Origin of the sequence: Azospirillum sp. B21, from assembly GCF_008364825.1 — a bacterium.
Lineage (GTDB): Bacteria > Pseudomonadota > Alphaproteobacteria > Azospirillales > Azospirillaceae > Azospirillum.
Map to the genome: position 1 here is coordinate 29211 of NZ_VTTO01000024.1, position 15588 is coordinate 44798.

17 protein-coding genes are annotated in these 15588 nt (G+C 67.4%); 13 read left to right on the forward strand and 4 right to left on the reverse strand.

Going from position 1 to position 15588, the window contains the following annotated elements:
* Nucleotides 1–15 precede the first annotated feature (15 nt).
* The 4 genes from FZ983_RS30620 to pqqA all read left to right on the forward strand — a co-directional run bounded on the left by FZ983_RS30620 (nucleotide 16) and on the right by pqqA (nucleotide 2899).
* Nucleotides 16–987 (forward strand): PQQ-dependent catabolism-associated beta-propeller protein, encoded by a 972-nt coding sequence (locus tag FZ983_RS30620; RefSeq protein WP_149228338.1) that lies wholly within the window; start codon nucleotides 16–18, stop codon nucleotides 985–987.
* A 109-nt stretch (nucleotides 988–1096) separates the two neighbouring features.
* A complete protein-coding gene (locus FZ983_RS30625; protein ID WP_149228339.1) occupies nucleotides 1097–1522 on the forward strand; it encodes a hypothetical protein in 426 nt (141 codons plus the stop codon).
* Nucleotides 1523–1844: 322 nt separating this feature from the next.
* Nucleotides 1845–2372 carry a formaldehyde-activating enzyme gene (fae, locus tag FZ983_RS30630; RefSeq protein ID WP_176581455.1) on the forward strand — a complete coding sequence of 176 codons (528 nt, stop codon included), beginning with the start codon at nucleotides 1845–1847 and terminating at the stop codon, nucleotides 2370–2372.
* A gap of 62 nt (nucleotides 2373–2434) precedes the next feature.
* Nucleotides 2435–2899, forward strand: coding sequence for a pyrroloquinoline quinone precursor peptide PqqA (pqqA, locus tag FZ983_RS34925; RefSeq protein ID WP_247884048.1), 465 nt, complete (start codon nucleotides 2435–2437; stop codon nucleotides 2897–2899).
* 47 nt (nucleotides 2900–2946) lie between these two features.
* On the opposite strand, the gene FZ983_RS30640 is transcribed toward pqqA, so the two are convergent.
* Genes FZ983_RS30640 through FZ983_RS30650 form a run of 3 tightly spaced genes read right to left on the reverse strand, consistent with a single transcriptional unit; the run spans nucleotide 2947 to nucleotide 5824 of the window.
* Nucleotides 2947–3783 carry a dihydrofolate reductase family protein gene (locus FZ983_RS30640; RefSeq protein WP_149228340.1) on the reverse strand — a complete coding sequence of 279 codons (837 nt, stop codon included), beginning with the start codon at nucleotides 3781–3783 and terminating at the stop codon, nucleotides 2947–2949.
* Nucleotides 3780–4688 carry a RimK family alpha-L-glutamate ligase gene (locus tag FZ983_RS30645; protein ID WP_149228341.1) on the reverse strand — a complete coding sequence of 303 codons (909 nt, stop codon included), beginning with the start codon at nucleotides 4686–4688 and terminating at the stop codon, nucleotides 3780–3782. The genes FZ983_RS30640 and FZ983_RS30645 overlap by 4 nt, the downstream gene beginning before the upstream one ends.
* Nucleotides 4685–5824: an ATP-grasp domain-containing protein gene (locus FZ983_RS30650; protein ID WP_247884053.1), complete on the reverse strand. Its 1140-nt coding sequence runs from the start codon at nucleotides 5822–5824 to the stop codon at nucleotides 4685–4687. Before FZ983_RS30650 ends, FZ983_RS30645 begins: the two co-directional genes overlap by 4 nt.
* Nucleotides 5825–6015: 191 nt before the next feature.
* Here FZ983_RS30650 and FZ983_RS30655 point away from each other — a divergent pair, with 191 nt between their 5' ends.
* The 5 genes from FZ983_RS30655 to FZ983_RS30675 all read left to right on the forward strand — a co-directional run bounded on the left by FZ983_RS30655 (nucleotide 6016) and on the right by FZ983_RS30675 (nucleotide 11845).
* A complete protein-coding gene (locus FZ983_RS30655; protein WP_149228343.1) occupies nucleotides 6016–6819 on the forward strand; it encodes an ABC transporter ATP-binding protein in 804 nt (267 codons plus the stop codon).
* Nucleotides 6816–7631: an ABC transporter permease gene (locus FZ983_RS30660; protein WP_149228344.1), complete on the forward strand. Its 816-nt coding sequence runs from the start codon at nucleotides 6816–6818 to the stop codon at nucleotides 7629–7631. Before FZ983_RS30655 ends, FZ983_RS30660 begins: the two co-directional genes overlap by 4 nt.
* A 409-nt stretch (nucleotides 7632–8040) precedes the next feature.
* Nucleotides 8041–9867, forward strand: coding sequence for a methanol/ethanol family PQQ-dependent dehydrogenase (locus tag FZ983_RS30665; RefSeq protein ID WP_149228345.1), 1827 nt, complete (start codon nucleotides 8041–8043; stop codon nucleotides 9865–9867).
* A 99-nt stretch (nucleotides 9868–9966) separates the two neighbouring features.
* On the forward strand, nucleotides 9967–10518 hold the full coding sequence (locus FZ983_RS30670) for a c-type cytochrome (protein ID WP_149228346.1): 552 nt from the start codon (nucleotides 9967–9969) through the stop codon (nucleotides 10516–10518).
* 7 nt (nucleotides 10519–10525) lie between these two features.
* Nucleotides 10526–11845 carry a quinoprotein dehydrogenase-associated putative ABC transporter substrate-binding protein gene (locus tag FZ983_RS30675; RefSeq protein WP_149228347.1) on the forward strand — a complete coding sequence of 440 codons (1320 nt, stop codon included), beginning with the start codon at nucleotides 10526–10528 and terminating at the stop codon, nucleotides 11843–11845.
* A gap of 9 nt (nucleotides 11846–11854) precedes the next feature.
* Here FZ983_RS30675 and FZ983_RS30680 read toward each other — a convergent pair whose 3' ends face one another.
* A complete protein-coding gene (locus FZ983_RS30680) occupies nucleotides 11855–12493 on the reverse strand; it encodes a hypothetical protein (RefSeq protein WP_247884049.1) in 639 nt (212 codons plus the stop codon).
* Nucleotides 12494–12592: 99 nt separating this feature from the next.
* Here FZ983_RS30680 and FZ983_RS30685 point away from each other — a divergent pair, with 99 nt between their 5' ends.
* Genes FZ983_RS30685 through FZ983_RS30700 form a run of 4 tightly spaced genes read left to right on the forward strand, consistent with a single transcriptional unit; the run spans nucleotide 12593 to nucleotide 15587 of the window.
* Nucleotides 12593–13081 carry a DUF3280 domain-containing protein gene (locus tag FZ983_RS30685; protein ID WP_149228348.1) on the forward strand — a complete coding sequence of 163 codons (489 nt, stop codon included), beginning with the start codon at nucleotides 12593–12595 and terminating at the stop codon, nucleotides 13079–13081.
* Nucleotides 13082–13126: 45 nt separating this feature from the next.
* Nucleotides 13127–13567 (forward strand): dihydroneopterin aldolase, encoded by a 441-nt coding sequence (locus FZ983_RS30690; protein ID WP_149228349.1) that lies wholly within the window; start codon nucleotides 13127–13129, stop codon nucleotides 13565–13567.
* Complete coding sequence (locus FZ983_RS30695) at nucleotides 13564–14226, forward strand: aspartate/glutamate/uridylate kinase (protein WP_149228350.1); 663 nt, start codon at nucleotides 13564–13566, stop codon at nucleotides 14224–14226. The genes FZ983_RS30690 and FZ983_RS30695 overlap by 4 nt, the downstream gene beginning before the upstream one ends.
* Nucleotides 14202–15587: a DUF6513 domain-containing protein gene (locus FZ983_RS30700; RefSeq protein ID WP_149228351.1), complete on the forward strand. Its 1386-nt coding sequence runs from the start codon at nucleotides 14202–14204 to the stop codon at nucleotides 15585–15587. The genes FZ983_RS30695 and FZ983_RS30700 overlap by 25 nt, the downstream gene beginning before the upstream one ends.
* The last annotated feature ends 1 nt before the right edge of the window (nucleotide 15588 follow it).

Here is a 15588-nt window from a genome sequence, read left to right on the forward strand (position 1 = left end):
GAGGCGGACCACCCCATGCGTTCCTTACTGTGCACCATGCTGTTCCTCGCCGCCCCGGTCCTGATCGCCGAGCCGGTGCTGGCCGAAACCATTTTCGTGTCCAACGAGAAGGACAACCAGATCGCCGTGGTCGACGGCGACAGCCTGCAGATCACCAACAAGATTAAGGTCGGCCGCCGGCCGCGCGGCATCACGCTGAGCGGCGACGGGACGCAGCTCTATGTCTGCGCCGGCGACGACAACCGCGTCGATGTGGTGGACATCGCCAGCGGCAAAGTGGTCCATTCCCTGCCCTCCGGCCCCGATCCGGAGCTGTTCGTCCTCTCCCCCGACGGCAACCGGCTGTATGTCGCCAACGAGGACGACAACATGGTGACCATCATCGACATCCCCAGCCGCAAGGCGATCGGCAACATCCAGGTCGGGGTGGAGCCGGAAGGCATGGGCATCAGCCCCGACGGCAAGATTCTGGTCAACACCTCCGAAACCACCAACATGGCGCATTTCATCGACACCGAGAAACGCGCCGTCGTCGGCAACGTGCTGGTCGACAGCCGGCCGCGCGTCGCCCGGTTCAGCGACGACGGCAAGCATGTCTGGGTGTCCAGCGAGATCGGCGGCACGGTCAGCGTCATCGACGCAGGCACCCGCAAGGTGGTGAAGAAAATCCGCTTCGAGGTCACCGGCGTCCGGCGCGAGGCGATCCAGGCGGTCGGCATCCAGATGACCCGCGACGGCAAGCGCGCCTTCGTGGCACTCGGCCCCGCCAACCGGATCGCCGAGATCGACACCGAGAGCTTCGAGGTGAAACGGTACTTCCTGGTCGGCCAGCGCGTCTGGAACCTCGCCTTCTCGCCGGACGAAAAGCGGCTCTACACCACCAACGGGATCAGCAACGACCTGTCGGTGATCGACCTGGAGCGCAACAAGGTCATCAAGAGCATCGCGGTCGGCGGCGCACCCTGGGGGGTCGTGGTCAAGCCATGATGGGTAGGTGACGACATCGCGGAACCCGCGACCGCAGCGCCCGGTTGAGGGGGAAGGCCGGGTGCGGCGGCGGCTGTCGGCGACGGCCCGGCCCTAGGGAGGTGTAATCATGACAATGAAGCTCTCCAAAGGCCCGGTCCGTGCCCTGGCCTGTGCAGCCGTAATCGGTGCCGGCATTCTCGGCGTAGCGGCCATGGCCCCGGCGGCTTCCGCCCAGTCCGCCACCGGCACCACCACCCAGAACGCCCCGGCGGCGACCGAGGGGAAATTGCCGTCGGACTCCCTGCCCGGCCAGCGCCAGGGTGCCATCGGCGGCGCTCCGGTGCCCCAGGGCAGTTCCGGCACGTCCACCGGTTCCGCCACCGGTTCCGCCACCGGTTCGGCCACCGGTTCGGCCTCGGGAAGCGGCGCTGCGTCGCCGACCGGACAACTGCCCGACACGTCGCTGCCGCAGCAGCGTCAAGGCACCATCGGCGGCGCCCCGGTGACGCAGGGCGGGGCGGGTGGATCGACCGACAAGCAGGGACAGCAGTGACGTCATCCCGCGGACCGATCGCAGCCGCCGCAAAGATGGGGTAACAACCACCGAACGGTCATGCCTTCCCAGTCGAGACTGGTGCGGCACGAAGACGGCGGCTGCGATTTCAAGGTACTCCGGAACCCTTTTGTGAGTTTGTTATACAAACAAACAAACTGGCATAATGCCCACCGTGACCGACGCCGGAACTCACAGACAATCCAGACGCCGCGTTTCCGGCGAACCGGCCGGATTGAGCTGACAGGATCGAGTTGACCGGCGTGACCGCATGACTGCGGCGGTCCTCCAATGATTTTCAAAAACATGGGAGAAAACGGCGATGGGCATGTGGCAGGGGTCATCCCCGAAAATCAATCGCGTGCTGGTGGGTGAGTCTCTGGTCGGCGACGGGAACGAGGTGGCCCACATCGACCTGATCATGGGGCCGCGCGGCAGTGCCGCGGAGACCGCCTTCTGCAACGCGCTGACCAACAACAAGGACGGTTTCACCAGCCTGCTGGCGGTCATCGCCCCCAATCTTCAGTGCAAGCCCTCGACCATCCTGTTCAACAAGGTCACGATCAAGGGTGCGGAACAGGCGGTCCAGATGTTCGGCCCGGCCCAGCACGGCGTCGCCAAGGCGGTCGCCGACTGCGTGGCCGAGGGCACCATTCCGCAGGACGAGATCGACAACATCTTCATCTGCGTCGGCGTCTTCATCCATTGGGAGGCAAAGGACAACGCCAAGATCCAGGATTACAACTACCGCGCCACCAAGGAGGCCATCGAACGCGCGGTGTCCGGCTATCCCACCGCCAAGGATTTGATGAGCCAGAAGGACGTCGCGAAGCATCCGTTCGCCGCCTGATTTCTCACCGCGATCCGCTCTCCTTGAAAGCCCCTCTCTCGTCGCGGGAGAGGGGCTTTGCAATGGTGGACATTGGTTGCCAACCTTCAGCCTTGCTTGAGCGGAGCAGCGAAAAAGGACCGAATACCTTCTGTCATCAAACCATCATGCGATTAGCCCTGTGCGCCAAAATCAGGCTGGGCGCCGATGCCGGACTGATGGAAACATTTTTTTCAAATAAACAGCCAATACGAGATTGCGCCATATCAGCGCTTAACGCGTTGATTTACTCCAATTCCAAAGAGGGATCGTCGCGCAGTTCATTTCGCACCGCACAAAGAACTAGCCTAAATTCTCACTTCTCTATCCATTCGGGTGATGGTGGCGCCGGGACATCACCGGTACCATTTCCTAATGGGCTTCATGGCAATCATGCCGGTCTGCCCATCCCAGCGGAGGAAACGGACATGAAAACCTGGCGCAAACCGAAGACCGCCGAAATCCGGGTCGGCACGGAAATCAACGCCTACGCCTGCGCCGGCCTGTAACCGGCACGGAACGTTCCCACTCAAAAAGAAGCGTTCACTTCGGCCACTCAGGCCGGCCGCGGCTCGAAATGGGCGAAGAACTGCCCGGTGCCGTCCGGCGCGCTGGCATCGTAATGCAGCGCGCAAAGCCGCAGCCGGCCGGCATCGCCCAGTTCCGGCCCGGCCAGCATGCTGTGAAAGCTCTCACCGCCGAGGAGGCGATGGGCTGTGGTCAGGTACAAGCGGGAAAGCCTGTGGTCCCGCAGCATGGTGTCGAGCATGCGCGGCCCCGTCAGCAGATAGATGCTGCGCAGCCCCTGCCGGCCAAGTTCATCGGCCAGCGGCGCGCCTTCCACTGACGCCCCTGCCCCGACAATCAGCACCTCATGGCCGGCGGCACGCCACCGCGCGATACGCTCGGCCGGCGCCGCGGCACCGGTGGCAATGACCACACGCTGGCCATGGCGGGCCGGAGAGTCCGGCATCGGGAAATCCAGGCTGGCGCTGGCGATGACCAGGGTCGGCTGGGGCGTGAGGCCGTTGTCGGTGCGCCATCGCGCAAGATCCCGCGTCGCATCCTGCGTCCCCACCTGCAGCACATTGTCCAGCCGTCCGGCCGCCAGATCGCGCAGATAGCCGCCATGGGTGACCATGCAGTCCGCCTGCGCCTGGAGTTCCAGGAACAGCCGGAAGTCGTTGCCGCTGACCAGCCCGGCAGGCAGCCGGCTCTCTCCGCTGACGGGATCGCGCTGGGCAATGCGCCCGTCCAGGCTGGCAACGAAGCTGGCATAGACGAAGGGCGACCCGGCACTCCCCCGCTCATGCAGGCGGTGGGCGAGATAGGCCCCGTCGAGCGCCATGTCTTCCGATGGACCGGGAAACAGCCGCAGCATGCGGGCGGTCATTGCCGCCCTCGCGATGCGGCTGCCTCGACACGGACGAGGAAATCCGCCGCCAGCGCGTCGGCGATGTCGGCGTCGCTGACCGTTTGAAGCCCCTGCCATGCGGGCATCGAATTCACCTCCAGAACCAGCCATTGCCCTACGTCGTGGGGGGCGGAAATCAGATCGACCCCGGCATAGTCGGCACCGACCGCCGCCGCGGCACGCACCGCCAGTTCGGCAACCGCGCCTTCCGGCGCCAGGGCTTCACAGCGTCCCCCCTGATGGACGTTCGTGATCCAGCTGCGGCCATGGCGGATCATCGCCGCCACCGCGCGCCCTCCCACCACGAAGACCCGGCAGTCGCGCCACTCGGCCTCGCGGCGGGGCGGCACGAAGGGCTGCAGGTAATAGACGCCGGCCACGGCCTCCGATTCCGGTACGTCGTCCGGCCGCGGCAGGCGGCGCAGGCCGCGGCCCTGGGCGCCGAACAGCGGCTTCAGCACGCAGTCGGGCCAAGCCTCCACCACCGCGCAGGCTGTCGCCACATCCTGCACGGCGACCGAGGGCGGCGTCGGCAGTCCGGCTTGGGCCAGCAGGAAGCTGGTGGTGCTCTTGTCCACGCAACGCTCGATGGCGCGGGCAGTGTTGTAGACGGGCACCCCCAGCCGATTGAGCGCGTGAAGCACCCCCAAGCGCAGCGTCACCTGTTCGAAGCTGCCCTGCCCGACCACCCGCACGAAGGCCCCCGCCGGCAGCGCATCGCCGAACCCCGGCAGCAGCAGACCCGTCTCCGTCCGCCCGACGGCGAAGCCGCAGGCGCTCAGCGGCACGCGGCGGCACTCGACGCCGCGGCACGTCATCGCCTGTTCCAGCCTTGCCGCGTGCCAGTCGGCACCATCGGTGAACAGGGCGACCACGCCGCTCATGCCGCCTCCGCCAGCGCATACCGCCGGAAAAGCTCCCGCGCGCGCCAGCCGGCAAGGCGACGGGCCTCCACCGGATCGGCGGCGTCTGCGAGCACGGTGCAGATCGGCGCACCCACCGGGATATGGGCCGGTGTACAAGGACGGTCGGCGGTCCAGTCAGGCCAGCGCATGCGGCCGTCCAACTGAATCGGCGTCCGCGCGTAGACGACCATGGCGGCACGGCAGCCGGCCATGGATGGCAGAGCCTGCGGCAACTCCCCGGAGCAGGCGGCCATGTGCAGGCCCAGCAGGCCCGGCATCGGCGCACGGTCGAACAGGTCCAGCGTCGCCCCCGGCCGCGGGTTGATCTCCAACAGGCACCAGCCCCCCGGCCCGACCAGGAAATCGGCGCTGTTGAGCCCGACCAGCCCGACCTCCGCAGCGATCCGCGAAATGACATCGGTCATGGCCGCGGCGAGCCCCTCGCGCATCCACGGCACCGGCAGCGGGCCGACCGCGCCGCCATAGCGACAGGGCTGGCGGGGCGCCGGCGCCACCCATTGCCGGCTGAACCCCACCGGCAGAATGCGCCGTCCATCGGCGAGAAACAGCAGGGACACCGGACGCCCAGGCATGCGGCGCTGGAGGTAATGTCCGGCCGGCACGCGCCGCCCCAGCGGCCGGATGTGGCCGCCGCCGCTGGCACCGGCGCGCTTCATCAGCCATCCCCCGCCATCATCCGATAGCGACGAGGCGATCTCCGGATGCGGAATGCCGAGGCGGGCGAGCAGAGCGGCGAAGGCAAACGGGTCCTTCAGCCTTGCCACCGTGCCCGCGGCGTTGCCGAGAACCGGCCGATCGCGCTCCAGCGCCGCCAGCAGCGCCGGCCTGTCCTCGAAACCGGCGCCATAGACCAGCGGCACCCCGCGCAGATCGGGCGCCGCCATGGCGCGCCGCAGCGCCGGGCCGGGAATGCGCAGCCGCCTTGACGGCAGGGCGAGACAGCGGTCGGCCATGGCCGCGGTGTCCGCATCGGCGAACAGGTCGAGGGCCGCGACGCCCAGTCCGCTGCGCCGCGCGCTGGCCGCCAGCGCCCGCGCCGACAGCGCCACCACCAGGACGTCACTCTTCGGGAGTATGGTCGGGGTCAAGCTCACGTCCCGGCGCGAAAGCGCCTTGAACATTCATCCGCAATCCCAACAATCTTGCATCAAAGCCATCTTGGCAATCACCCTTCCGAACAACGGCGTATGCCGCCCTTCCGGCGCCCATTCGGGTGAAGACGGGGGTGCGGCCCATGGGAAGACAGTTGGAAAGGCCGTTGGGGAAGACAGTTGGGGAAGACAGGATGTTCGAGGCCGTGGTGCTTCCGGAGTCTCCGTCGATTTCCGCAATTCACGAACACGCCGCCCCATCAGTGGCCGCCTTGGCTGTGGAGGACCTTAGCCACAGCTTCGGCAAGCGCGTGGCACTCGACCATGTGTCTTTCACCGTGCCGCCGGCCGGCTTCACCATGCTGCTGGGGCTGAACGGCGCGGGAAAGACCACGCTGTTCTCGCTGATCACCCGGCTCTATTCCAGCCGCAGCGGCGACATCCGCATCTTCGGCTTCGACCTGCGGCGCCAGCCGACCCGCGCACTGGAGCGCATCGGCGTCGTGTTCCAGCAGCCGACGCTCGACCTCGACCTCACCGTGCGGCAGAACCTGCGCTACCATGGCGGCCTGCATGGCATGCGGCCATCGGACTGCGAAGCCCGCGCGCGGGAGGAACTGGCGCGCATCGGCCTGTCCGACCGCGCCGACGACAAGGTTCGCGCCCTGTCCGGCGGGCAGCGCCGCCGGGTGGAGATCGCCCGCGCCCTGTTGCACCGCCCGAGCCTGCTGCTTCTCGACGAGCCGACGGTCGGGCTCGACGTGGATTCCCGCCGCCACATCCTTGCCCATGTCCGCGCGCTCTGCCGCGAACAAGATCTTGCCGTGCTGTGGGCTACCCACCTGATGGACGAGGCGGCGGCGGAGGACTCCGTCGTCGTGCTGCACCAGGGCCGTCTGCGCGCTTCCGGCAGTGTCCGCGAGGTCTGCGCCGAAACCGGCACGGCCGCCTTGCCCGCCGCCTTCGCCGCCCTGACGGCGGGGGAGCGCCGGCCATGAGCGCCGCCACCTACTGGTACTGCCTGCGCAGCATCATCGTGCGCGAGGGCCTGCGCTTCCTGCACCAGCGCGAGCGCTTCTTCGCCGCACTGGTCCGGCCGCTGGTCTGGCTGGCGATCTTCGCCGTGGGCTTCCGCGCCGTTCTGGGCGTGTCGATCATCCCGCCCTACGAGACCTACATCCTCTACGACGAATATGTCGTTCCCGGACTGGTCGCGATGATCCAGCTGTTCAACGGCATGCAGAACTCCCTGTCGATGGTCTACGACCGCGAGATGGGCAGCATGCGCACGCTGCTGGTCAGTCCGCTGCCGCGCTGGTACCTGCTGGTCGCCAAGCTGCTCGCCGGCGTCGCGGTGTCGATCGCGCAGGTCTATGTCTTCCTCGGTATCGCATGGCTGTGGGGGGTGGAGCCGCCGCCGCTGGGCTATCTCGCCGTGCTGCCGGCGCTGGTGCTGAGCGGGCTGATGCTGGGGGCGCTGGGCCTGCTCCTGTCGTCCTTCGTCAAGCAGTTGGAGAATTTCGCCGGGGTGATGAACTTCGTCATCTTCCCGATGTTCTTCGCCTCCTCTGCCCTCTACCCGCTCTGGCGCATCCGCGAAGGCAGCCCGACCCTGTACCTGATCGCCGCCTACAACCCCTTCACCCAGGCGGTGGAGCTGATCCGTTTCAGCCTGTATCTCCGAGTCGACGTCACCGCCCTGCTGTGGGTGGCCGGTTGCCTCGCGCTGTTCCTCGGCGCTGCGGTGCTGGCCTATGATCCGGGCCGCGGATTGTGGGCAAGACGGGGCGGACCGGCGGAACAGGCCTGATCGCGCGAGCGCCAGCTCGACCATGTCCACCGTTCTGATTACCGCTTCTGGTTTCAACTACCCACTATTTCGCTTCGTTCAAAAACTTTCGAACGGCGGCGGAAAATAATCTTCACAGCCTATCTTTATTTGAGCAAACTGATTGTCAGCATCACCAACATAATGCTGGGCAGTTTAGAACCCCGCCAAGGGCCGTGCTCCGGCAGTTGATACCGGCACGCCTGGATGCCGGAAACATTGTGATTCGGAACTTTGGGTGCGGATGCACCCCCGACGCCGCCTGATCGACATCACGCGCCAACGATGGAGGGAGACCGCCCTCTCAAAAGACCGCTTCACCGACACCGCCGCCTGTCGTCGCACAGTCCCTGGGACCACGGACCACCCCTAAAAAAACGGGAGGAAACAGATGAACCCCTTTGTGCGCTGTCTGCTCGTCACTGCCGCGATCCAGGCGGCCACCGCCACGGTCGCCTATGCCAACGAAGACACCCTGAAGAATCAGAAGGATCCGGCCAACTGGGCGATGCAGCTCGGCAACTATGCCGGCCAGCGCTACAGCACGCTCGACCAGATCACCCGTGAGAACGTGAAGAACCTCAGGCCGGTCTGGCAGTTCTCCACCGGCGTGCTGCGCGGGCACGAGGGTGGCCCCGTGGTGATCGGCGACACGATGTACATATCGACGCCCTTCCCCAACATCGTCTATGCGCTGGACCTGAACGACAACGGCCGCATCAAGTGGAAGTACGAACCCAAGCAGGATTCGTCCGTCATCCCCGTGATGTGCTGCGACACCGTCACCCGCGGCGTCGCGGTGGCCGGCAACAAGGTCTTCCTGGGTCAGGCCGACAACACGCTGGTGGCGCTTGATGCGCAGACCGGCAAGATGCTGTGGTCGGCCAAGAACGGCGACGCCAGCAAGGGCGAGACGCTGACCGCCTCCCCGCTGGTCGTCAAGGACAAGGTCTATGTCGGCATCAGCGGCGGCGAGTTCGGCGTCCGCGGCCATCTGACGGCCTACGACATCAACACCGGCAAGATGGTGTGGCGGGCCTATTCGACCGGTGCCGACAAGGACGTGATGATTGACCCGCAGAAGACGCTGATGATGGGCAAGCCGATCGGCGAGCCCGACCTCGGCATCAAGACCTGGCCGGCCGACCAGTGGAAGATCGGCGGCGGCACCACCTGGGGCTGGTACACCTACGATCCCGAGCTGAACCTGATCTATTACGGCACCGGCAACCCCGGCACCTGGAACCCGGCGCAGCGCGCCGTCAACAAGGACCGGGCCAAGAGCGACAACAAATGGTCGATGACCATCTTCGCCCGCGATGCCGATACCGGACAGGCGAAGTGGGTGTTCCAGAAGACGCCGTTCGACGAGTGGGATTATGACGGCGTGAACGAGAACGTCCTGGCCGACATCAACATCGGCGGCCAGCAGCGCAAGGTCCTGATCAACATGGACCGCAACGGCTTCGGCTACACGCTGGACCGCAACACCGGCGAGCTTCTCGTCGCGAAGAAGTACGATCCGACCGTCAACTGGGCGACCGAGGTCGACATGACGACCGGCCGGCCCAAGGTCGTCGACAAATACAGCACCTTCGCCCAGGGCGAGGACACCAACACCACCGGCGTCTGCCCGGCGGCGCTGGGTTCGAAGGACCAGCAGCCGGCCTCCTACTCGCCGGACAGCGGCCTGCTCTATGTGCCGACGAACCACATCTGCATGGATTACGAGCCGTTCAAGGTGGAGTATTCGGCCGGCCAGCCCTATGTCGGCGCGACGCTCAGCATGTATCCGGCCCCGAACTCGCACGGCGGCATGGGCAACTTCATCGCCTGGGACCCGGCAGCCGGGAAAGTCGTCTGGTCGAAGCCGGAACGCTTCGCGGTGTGGAGCGGCGCCCTGACGACCAAGGGCGGCGTCGGCTTCTACGGGACGCTGGAAGGTTATCTGAAGGCCTTCGACCTGCGTGACGGCAAGGATCTCTACAACTTCAAGACGTCGTCCGGCATCATCGGCAACGTCAACACCTACACGCACAAGGGCAAGCAGTACATCGCCGTGCTGTCGGGTGTCGGCGGCTGGGCCGGCATCGGGCTGGCCGCCGGACTGACCGGCGAGCAGGAAGGCCTCGGCGCCGTCGGCGCGCACAAGTCGCTGGGCGAATACACCCAGCTGGGCGGCACGCTGACCGTCTTCGCGCTTCCGGACAACCAGTAGCGGCCAAGGCTTGGCGCCGCCCCGGAAGGGGGTCGGCGCCAAGCCCTTTTCCAAGCTGATGGCAAGACACGAACAAAGGCAGTGGGGAGAGACAGTGAGATGCCCAAATACCTGATCGGGCTGTGCGCCGCTGTTGGGTTCACCGCGACGGTGGCCCTCGGCAGCGCGTTCGGCCAGCAGGATGCCGCCCAGAAGCCGGGGCAAAACCAGCCGACACAAAACCAGACGACTCAGGCACCGTCGAGCGGAAGCGCACCGCAGGAAGCGAAGATCGCCGAGCCCGAGGAACTGGTGAACGACGAAGGGGTGCCGCTCTACGCCGTGCGGGACGGCAAGGTGGACCAGGGAACCTACAACGGCTATCGGCGCTATGCCTCGTCCTGCCATGTGTGCCACGGGCCGGACGGGCTTGGATCGTCCTTCGCCCCGGCCCTGACCGACTCGCTGAAGCGGATGGACTACTGGCAGTTCACCGACGTGGTCACCAATGGCCGCACCAACATGGGGGCCACCGGCGACCGGGTGATGCCCACCTTCGGCACCGATCCGAACGTGATGTCGAATCTCGCCGACATCTACCGGTATCTGAAGGCCCGCTCCGACGAGAAGGTCGGCCGCGGCCGCCCCGAGCGGTTCAAGTCGGCATCGTGAGCGCGGCATGATCCGCGGGTCCGCCCTTTCCTTGATGCTAGCCGCCGCGCTCTGTGCGTCGGCACCCGCCGGCCGCTCCGCCTCTGCTGCGGAAGGCATCCCCACGGAGGTTCTGCGCGTCTGCGCCGACGGCAACCTGCTTCCCTTCTCCAACGACCGGCAGGAGGGGTTCGAGAACCGCATCGCCAAACTTATCGCGGACGAGCTCAATGTACCGCTGGCCTTCACCTGGTGGCCACAGACCATCGGCTTCGTCCGCAACACGCTGCGCACCCGGCAATGCGATCTGGTGATGGGGACGGCGGTCGGCGAAGAGCTGATGCAGAACACCAACCCCTATTACCGGTCCACCTACGCGCTGGTCTACCGCAGGGATTCCGGGATCACGGCCAGGACGCTGGCCGATCCGTCTCTGCAGGGCGCCCGCATCGGCGTCGTCGCCCGCACGCCGCCGTCCGCGGTGATGCTGCGCCACGGGCTGACCAATCTGGAACCCTACCAACTCGACACCGACACGCGCGCCCACCACCCGGCCCAGCAGGCGGTGGAGGATGTCGCGGCGGCCCGCACCGACGCCGCCATCGTCTGGGGTCCCATCGCCGGATTCTTCGCCGCCCGGCAGTCCGTGCCGCTGGCGGTCGTGCCGCTGAAGGACGAACCGGGCGCTTCACCCTTCCAATACATGATTTCCATGGGCATCCGCCCGGACGAGCCGGACTGGCGCCACTGGCTGAACGACTTCATCGTTCGCCGCCAGGGCGACATCGACCGCATCCTCGGCGAGTACCATGTCCCGCTCGCCAACGCTGACGGGTCGATCCGGGCGACGTCCGCCAAGGCGGAAGTGTCCGAACCGGACGGCTACCGCATGGCCGACTACCGCGCTCCCACCCCGCCGACCCTGCGCGGCGCCGAGACGGTCGGACCGGAGGAGGTCGAACGGCTGGCGAAGGCCGGTGCCGTCCTGGTCGATGTCCTGCCGACGCCTCCGAAGCCCGAAGGGCTGGCACCGGGAAGCCGCTGGGTCCCGCCGCCCCATCGCAGCCTGCCGGGAGCCCACTGGCTGCCGAACGTCGGCTACGGCGCACCTTCCGCCGATCAGGAGGCCTATTTCCGCAACAGCCTGGAGGCGTTGACCGCAGGCGACCGCAAGCGTCCGCTGGTGGTGTTCTGCCAGCCGGATTGCTGGATGAGCTGGAATGCCGCCAAACGCGCGGTGGCGCTCGGATATCAGGCGGTCAAATGGTACCCGGCCGGCACCGACGGCTGGACGGCCGCAGGCCGCGAACTCGTCACGGTCGAACCCGAACCCAAGGTGGCGAACTGAGTGCTTCCCTCAGGACAGAAGCGCCGACAGCATGCGCGCGATCTGGCCCAGCCGCTGTTCGATGCGGGCCGGCTGCTCGCACACGGCGTTCTGCGCCCGGCGGCGGTCGTCGAGGATGCGGCGATCCCAGGCGATGGCGGACTTGATCTCCTGCGCGCGGGCGGGGTCGGCCGACGCGGCGTCGAGGTCGCGCAGGGCGGCGGCGATACGCTCGCGCAGGGCCCGTTGATGCTGGGCATAGCGCTCGATGGACGCGATGGCGGCGGTGCGCTGGCGGTCCAGCGTCTGGAAGGTGCCGGCGAAGACCAGCGCGAGCTTGCGATCATGCTCCTGCTCCGCCCCCTTCCGCACCGGGCCGGCCAGCGCGTTCGCTTCCGGTTCCAGGCGGGCGGGGTCGATGCTGTCGTCGGCCGCGCGCCGCACCAGGGTGGCAATGGCGGAATCGCGCTGCCACTCGTCCCCCAGCCCGTCGATCGACGGGCCGTCCCAGACCGAAGCCGGCGACAGGGCCGGGACCAGAACCTGCGGACAGGGCCAGTCGGGATTCTTCGGATCCGAAGAAGCCGGTTGGGCTGCCGCAAGAGCGGGCGAGCCTGCGATCAGTGCCGCGGCCAGAGCCGCAGCGGAGATGGAAGAAAATCGATGCATGCCGAGAATGATGGCAACACCAACGATCCGGTGCAATCGGAACCGCTGCGCAAAAGGGGAAGCCCGATGGATCATGCGGGGAGGAGGATCGCAGCCGCTATGATCGCAGGGCTCGTCCTCGGTCTGGCACCGGGCTTCACGGGCGCAGCAGCCGCATCGGCGCGGACGCTGGTGCTCGATCTGGAGCTTGAGGACAGCAGTGGCGAACCCCAGACGGCCGAACATGCGGAACGCCTGAAGCGGGTCAGCGCGGAGCTGCGCCGGGCGCTGGACGCCAAGGGCTATGACGTGATCGACGACGCGACCACGGCAAGGCTGGTGCCGCCGGGGACGCAGATCCGGACCTGCAACGGCTGCGAGGCCGACATCGCGAGTGCCGCCGGTGCCGATCTGGTCGTGTTCGGCGTGGTCCGCAAGATCAGCAGCCTGATCCTGTGGATCGCCGTGGCGGTCGAGGATGTCGGCACCGGCCGCGCGGTGACGACGGCGCGCGGCGACATCCGCGGCGACAATGCCGCCGCCTGGTCGCGCGGCGTCGCCTGGCTGGTCGAACACCGGCTGGCGGAGCATGCGCCGGCCAAGCAGTGAGTTGGGCGGCTCCAAGAAGGACAGGCGGCAAAGAGGACCCAGAAGATGCCGGACGATTCACAGAGCGGCTACCTCACCATCATGAACGTCCTGCGGCCGCCGCCCGCCAGCGCCGTCATGCGCCGCTACGACCTCGTGCTGCGCGACTATGTCGGGGAGTTCCGCATCGGCGTCTGGGACCATGAGAAGACCCGCACCCAGCGCGTACGAGTTAGCCTGACCGTCACGGTCGAGGTGCCGAACCGCCCCTTCGTCGACGATCTCGACGCGGTCGTCTCCTACGAATACCTGATCCAGGGCGTCGAGGCCTTCCAGCAAAGCCCGCACATCCAGCTGCTGGAGGTCCTGGCCGAAAAGCTGCTTGCCCTTTGCCTGTCGCCGCCGGAAGCGGTCTTCGCCCGGGTCCAGGTGGAAAAGCTGGAGATCGTGCCCCAGGCGGCCGGCGTCGGCGTGGTGCTGACCGGCGCGCGGGACCAGTCGCGATGAGTGGGATTTGGCCTGCCACTTGGGTCGTCAAGCTGGGCGGCAGCCTGTGGAACGGCCCGGCCCTGCGCCCCTGGCTCGCCGCGCTGGCGGCGGAGCGGGCGCGGCGCATCGTCATCGTTCCCGGCGGCGGCCCCTTCGCCGATGCGGTCCGCGATGCGCAGCCGGTGCTGGGCTATGGCGCATCCGCAGCGCACCGGATGGCGATCCTGGGCATGGAACAATATGCACTGGCGCTGCTCGACCTCGAGCCGGGGCTTCAGCCGGCGCGGACCATGGCCGATTTGGCGGAAGCGCAGGCAACGGCGGTTTGGCTGCCGGCGACCCTGTCGGCCGACGCGGATGTGGAGGAGAGCTGGGATGTCACCTCCGACACGTTGGCGGCATGGCTGGCCGAACGGCTCGGAGCGGAGCGGCTGGTGCTGGTGAAATCGGCGCCGCTGCCGCCGGGAACGGTGGATGCACGGGCGCTGGCGCGGGCCGGCGTGATCGACCCGGTCCTGCCCGGACGCATGGAACGGCGGTCGGCGGAGGTCCGCTGCGTCGGCCGGGACGACCTGCCGCTGTTCGTGGCGGAACTGCGCGGCGGCCCCGCGGCCGGCACCCGGCTGTGGGTGCAGCGGGAACGGGAGGCGGCATGGCCCGGCACATCCTATTCCTGACCGGCTCCCTGGCTGAGAACCGCTTGCGTCAGGTGCTGGACTCGCTCGCCCCCCTGCCCTTCGCGGCGACCATCGTCAATCTCGGCGTCAAGGTCGCGGCGCTCGCCACCACCGAGATCGTGCTGCGGCGGCTGGACTCCGCGCGTGGCGCCGACCTGATCCTGCTGCCGGGCCGGTTCCGCGGTGATCTAGCCGCCCTCGCCGCCCGTTTCGGCACGGCGGTCGAGCGTGGCCCCGACGAGTTGGAGGATCTGCCCCAATACTTCCAGCGGCAGGCCCGCCCGCTCGACCTCAGCCGGCACGACACCCGCATCTTCGCCGAGATCGTGGACGCCCCGTCGCGCGACACCGCCGCCATCCTCGCCAAGGCGGCGGAGCTTCGCGCAGATGGCGCCGACGTCATCGACCTCGGCTGCCTGCCCGACACGCCCTTTCCCCATCTGGAGGAGGCGATCGGCGCACTGCACGACGCTGGCTTCACTGTCAGCGTCGATTCCCTGAATGCCGACGAACTACGCCGCGCCAACCGGGCCGGTGCCGACTATCTGCTCAGCCTGACGGAGGAAACGGTCCACCTCGCCGACGAGGGCGATGCGGTGCCGGTGCTGATCCCGACCACCCCGCCGGATCTCGACAGCCTGGGACGCGCCGTCGACGCCATGACCCGCCGCGGACGGCGCTTCCTGGTCGATCCGATCCTGGAGCCGATCCACCACGGCTTCACCGACTCCCTGCTGCGGTACCGTACGGTGCGGGAACGTTGGCCGGACGCCGAGATCCTGATGGGCATCGGCAATGTGACGGAACTGACCGACGCCGACACGTCCGGAATCACCGCCGTGCTGATGGGGGTCGTCTCGGAACTGCGCATCGGCAATGTGCTGGCGGTGCAGGTCAGCCCGCATTGCCGGCGCGCCATCCGCGAGTTCGACGCGGCGCGGCGCCAGTTCTTCGCCGCCCGCGCGGCGCACAGCATGCCGCGCGGTTTCGGCACCGGCCTGCTGTGCCTGCGCGACCGCCGGCCCTTCGTCCGCAACGCCGAACAGATCGCCGAGACCGCGGAACAGATCCGCGACCCCAATTTCCGGGTGGAGGTCAGCGCGGAGGGCATCCATCTCTACAACCGCGACGGCCACCATCGCGCCACCGATCCGTTCGACCTTTTTACGAAGCTCGATCTTGGAACCGATACCGGCCATGCCTTTTATCTGGGAGTGGAACTGGCGCGGGCGCAGATCGCGTGGCAGCTCGGCAAGCGCTACGCCCAGGACAGCGAATTGCGCTGGGGTGTGGCGACGGACGAGCCGCAGGACGACCCGACCGGCTTCCACGCCATCGGCCCGACCAAGCGAGGCGGCTGAC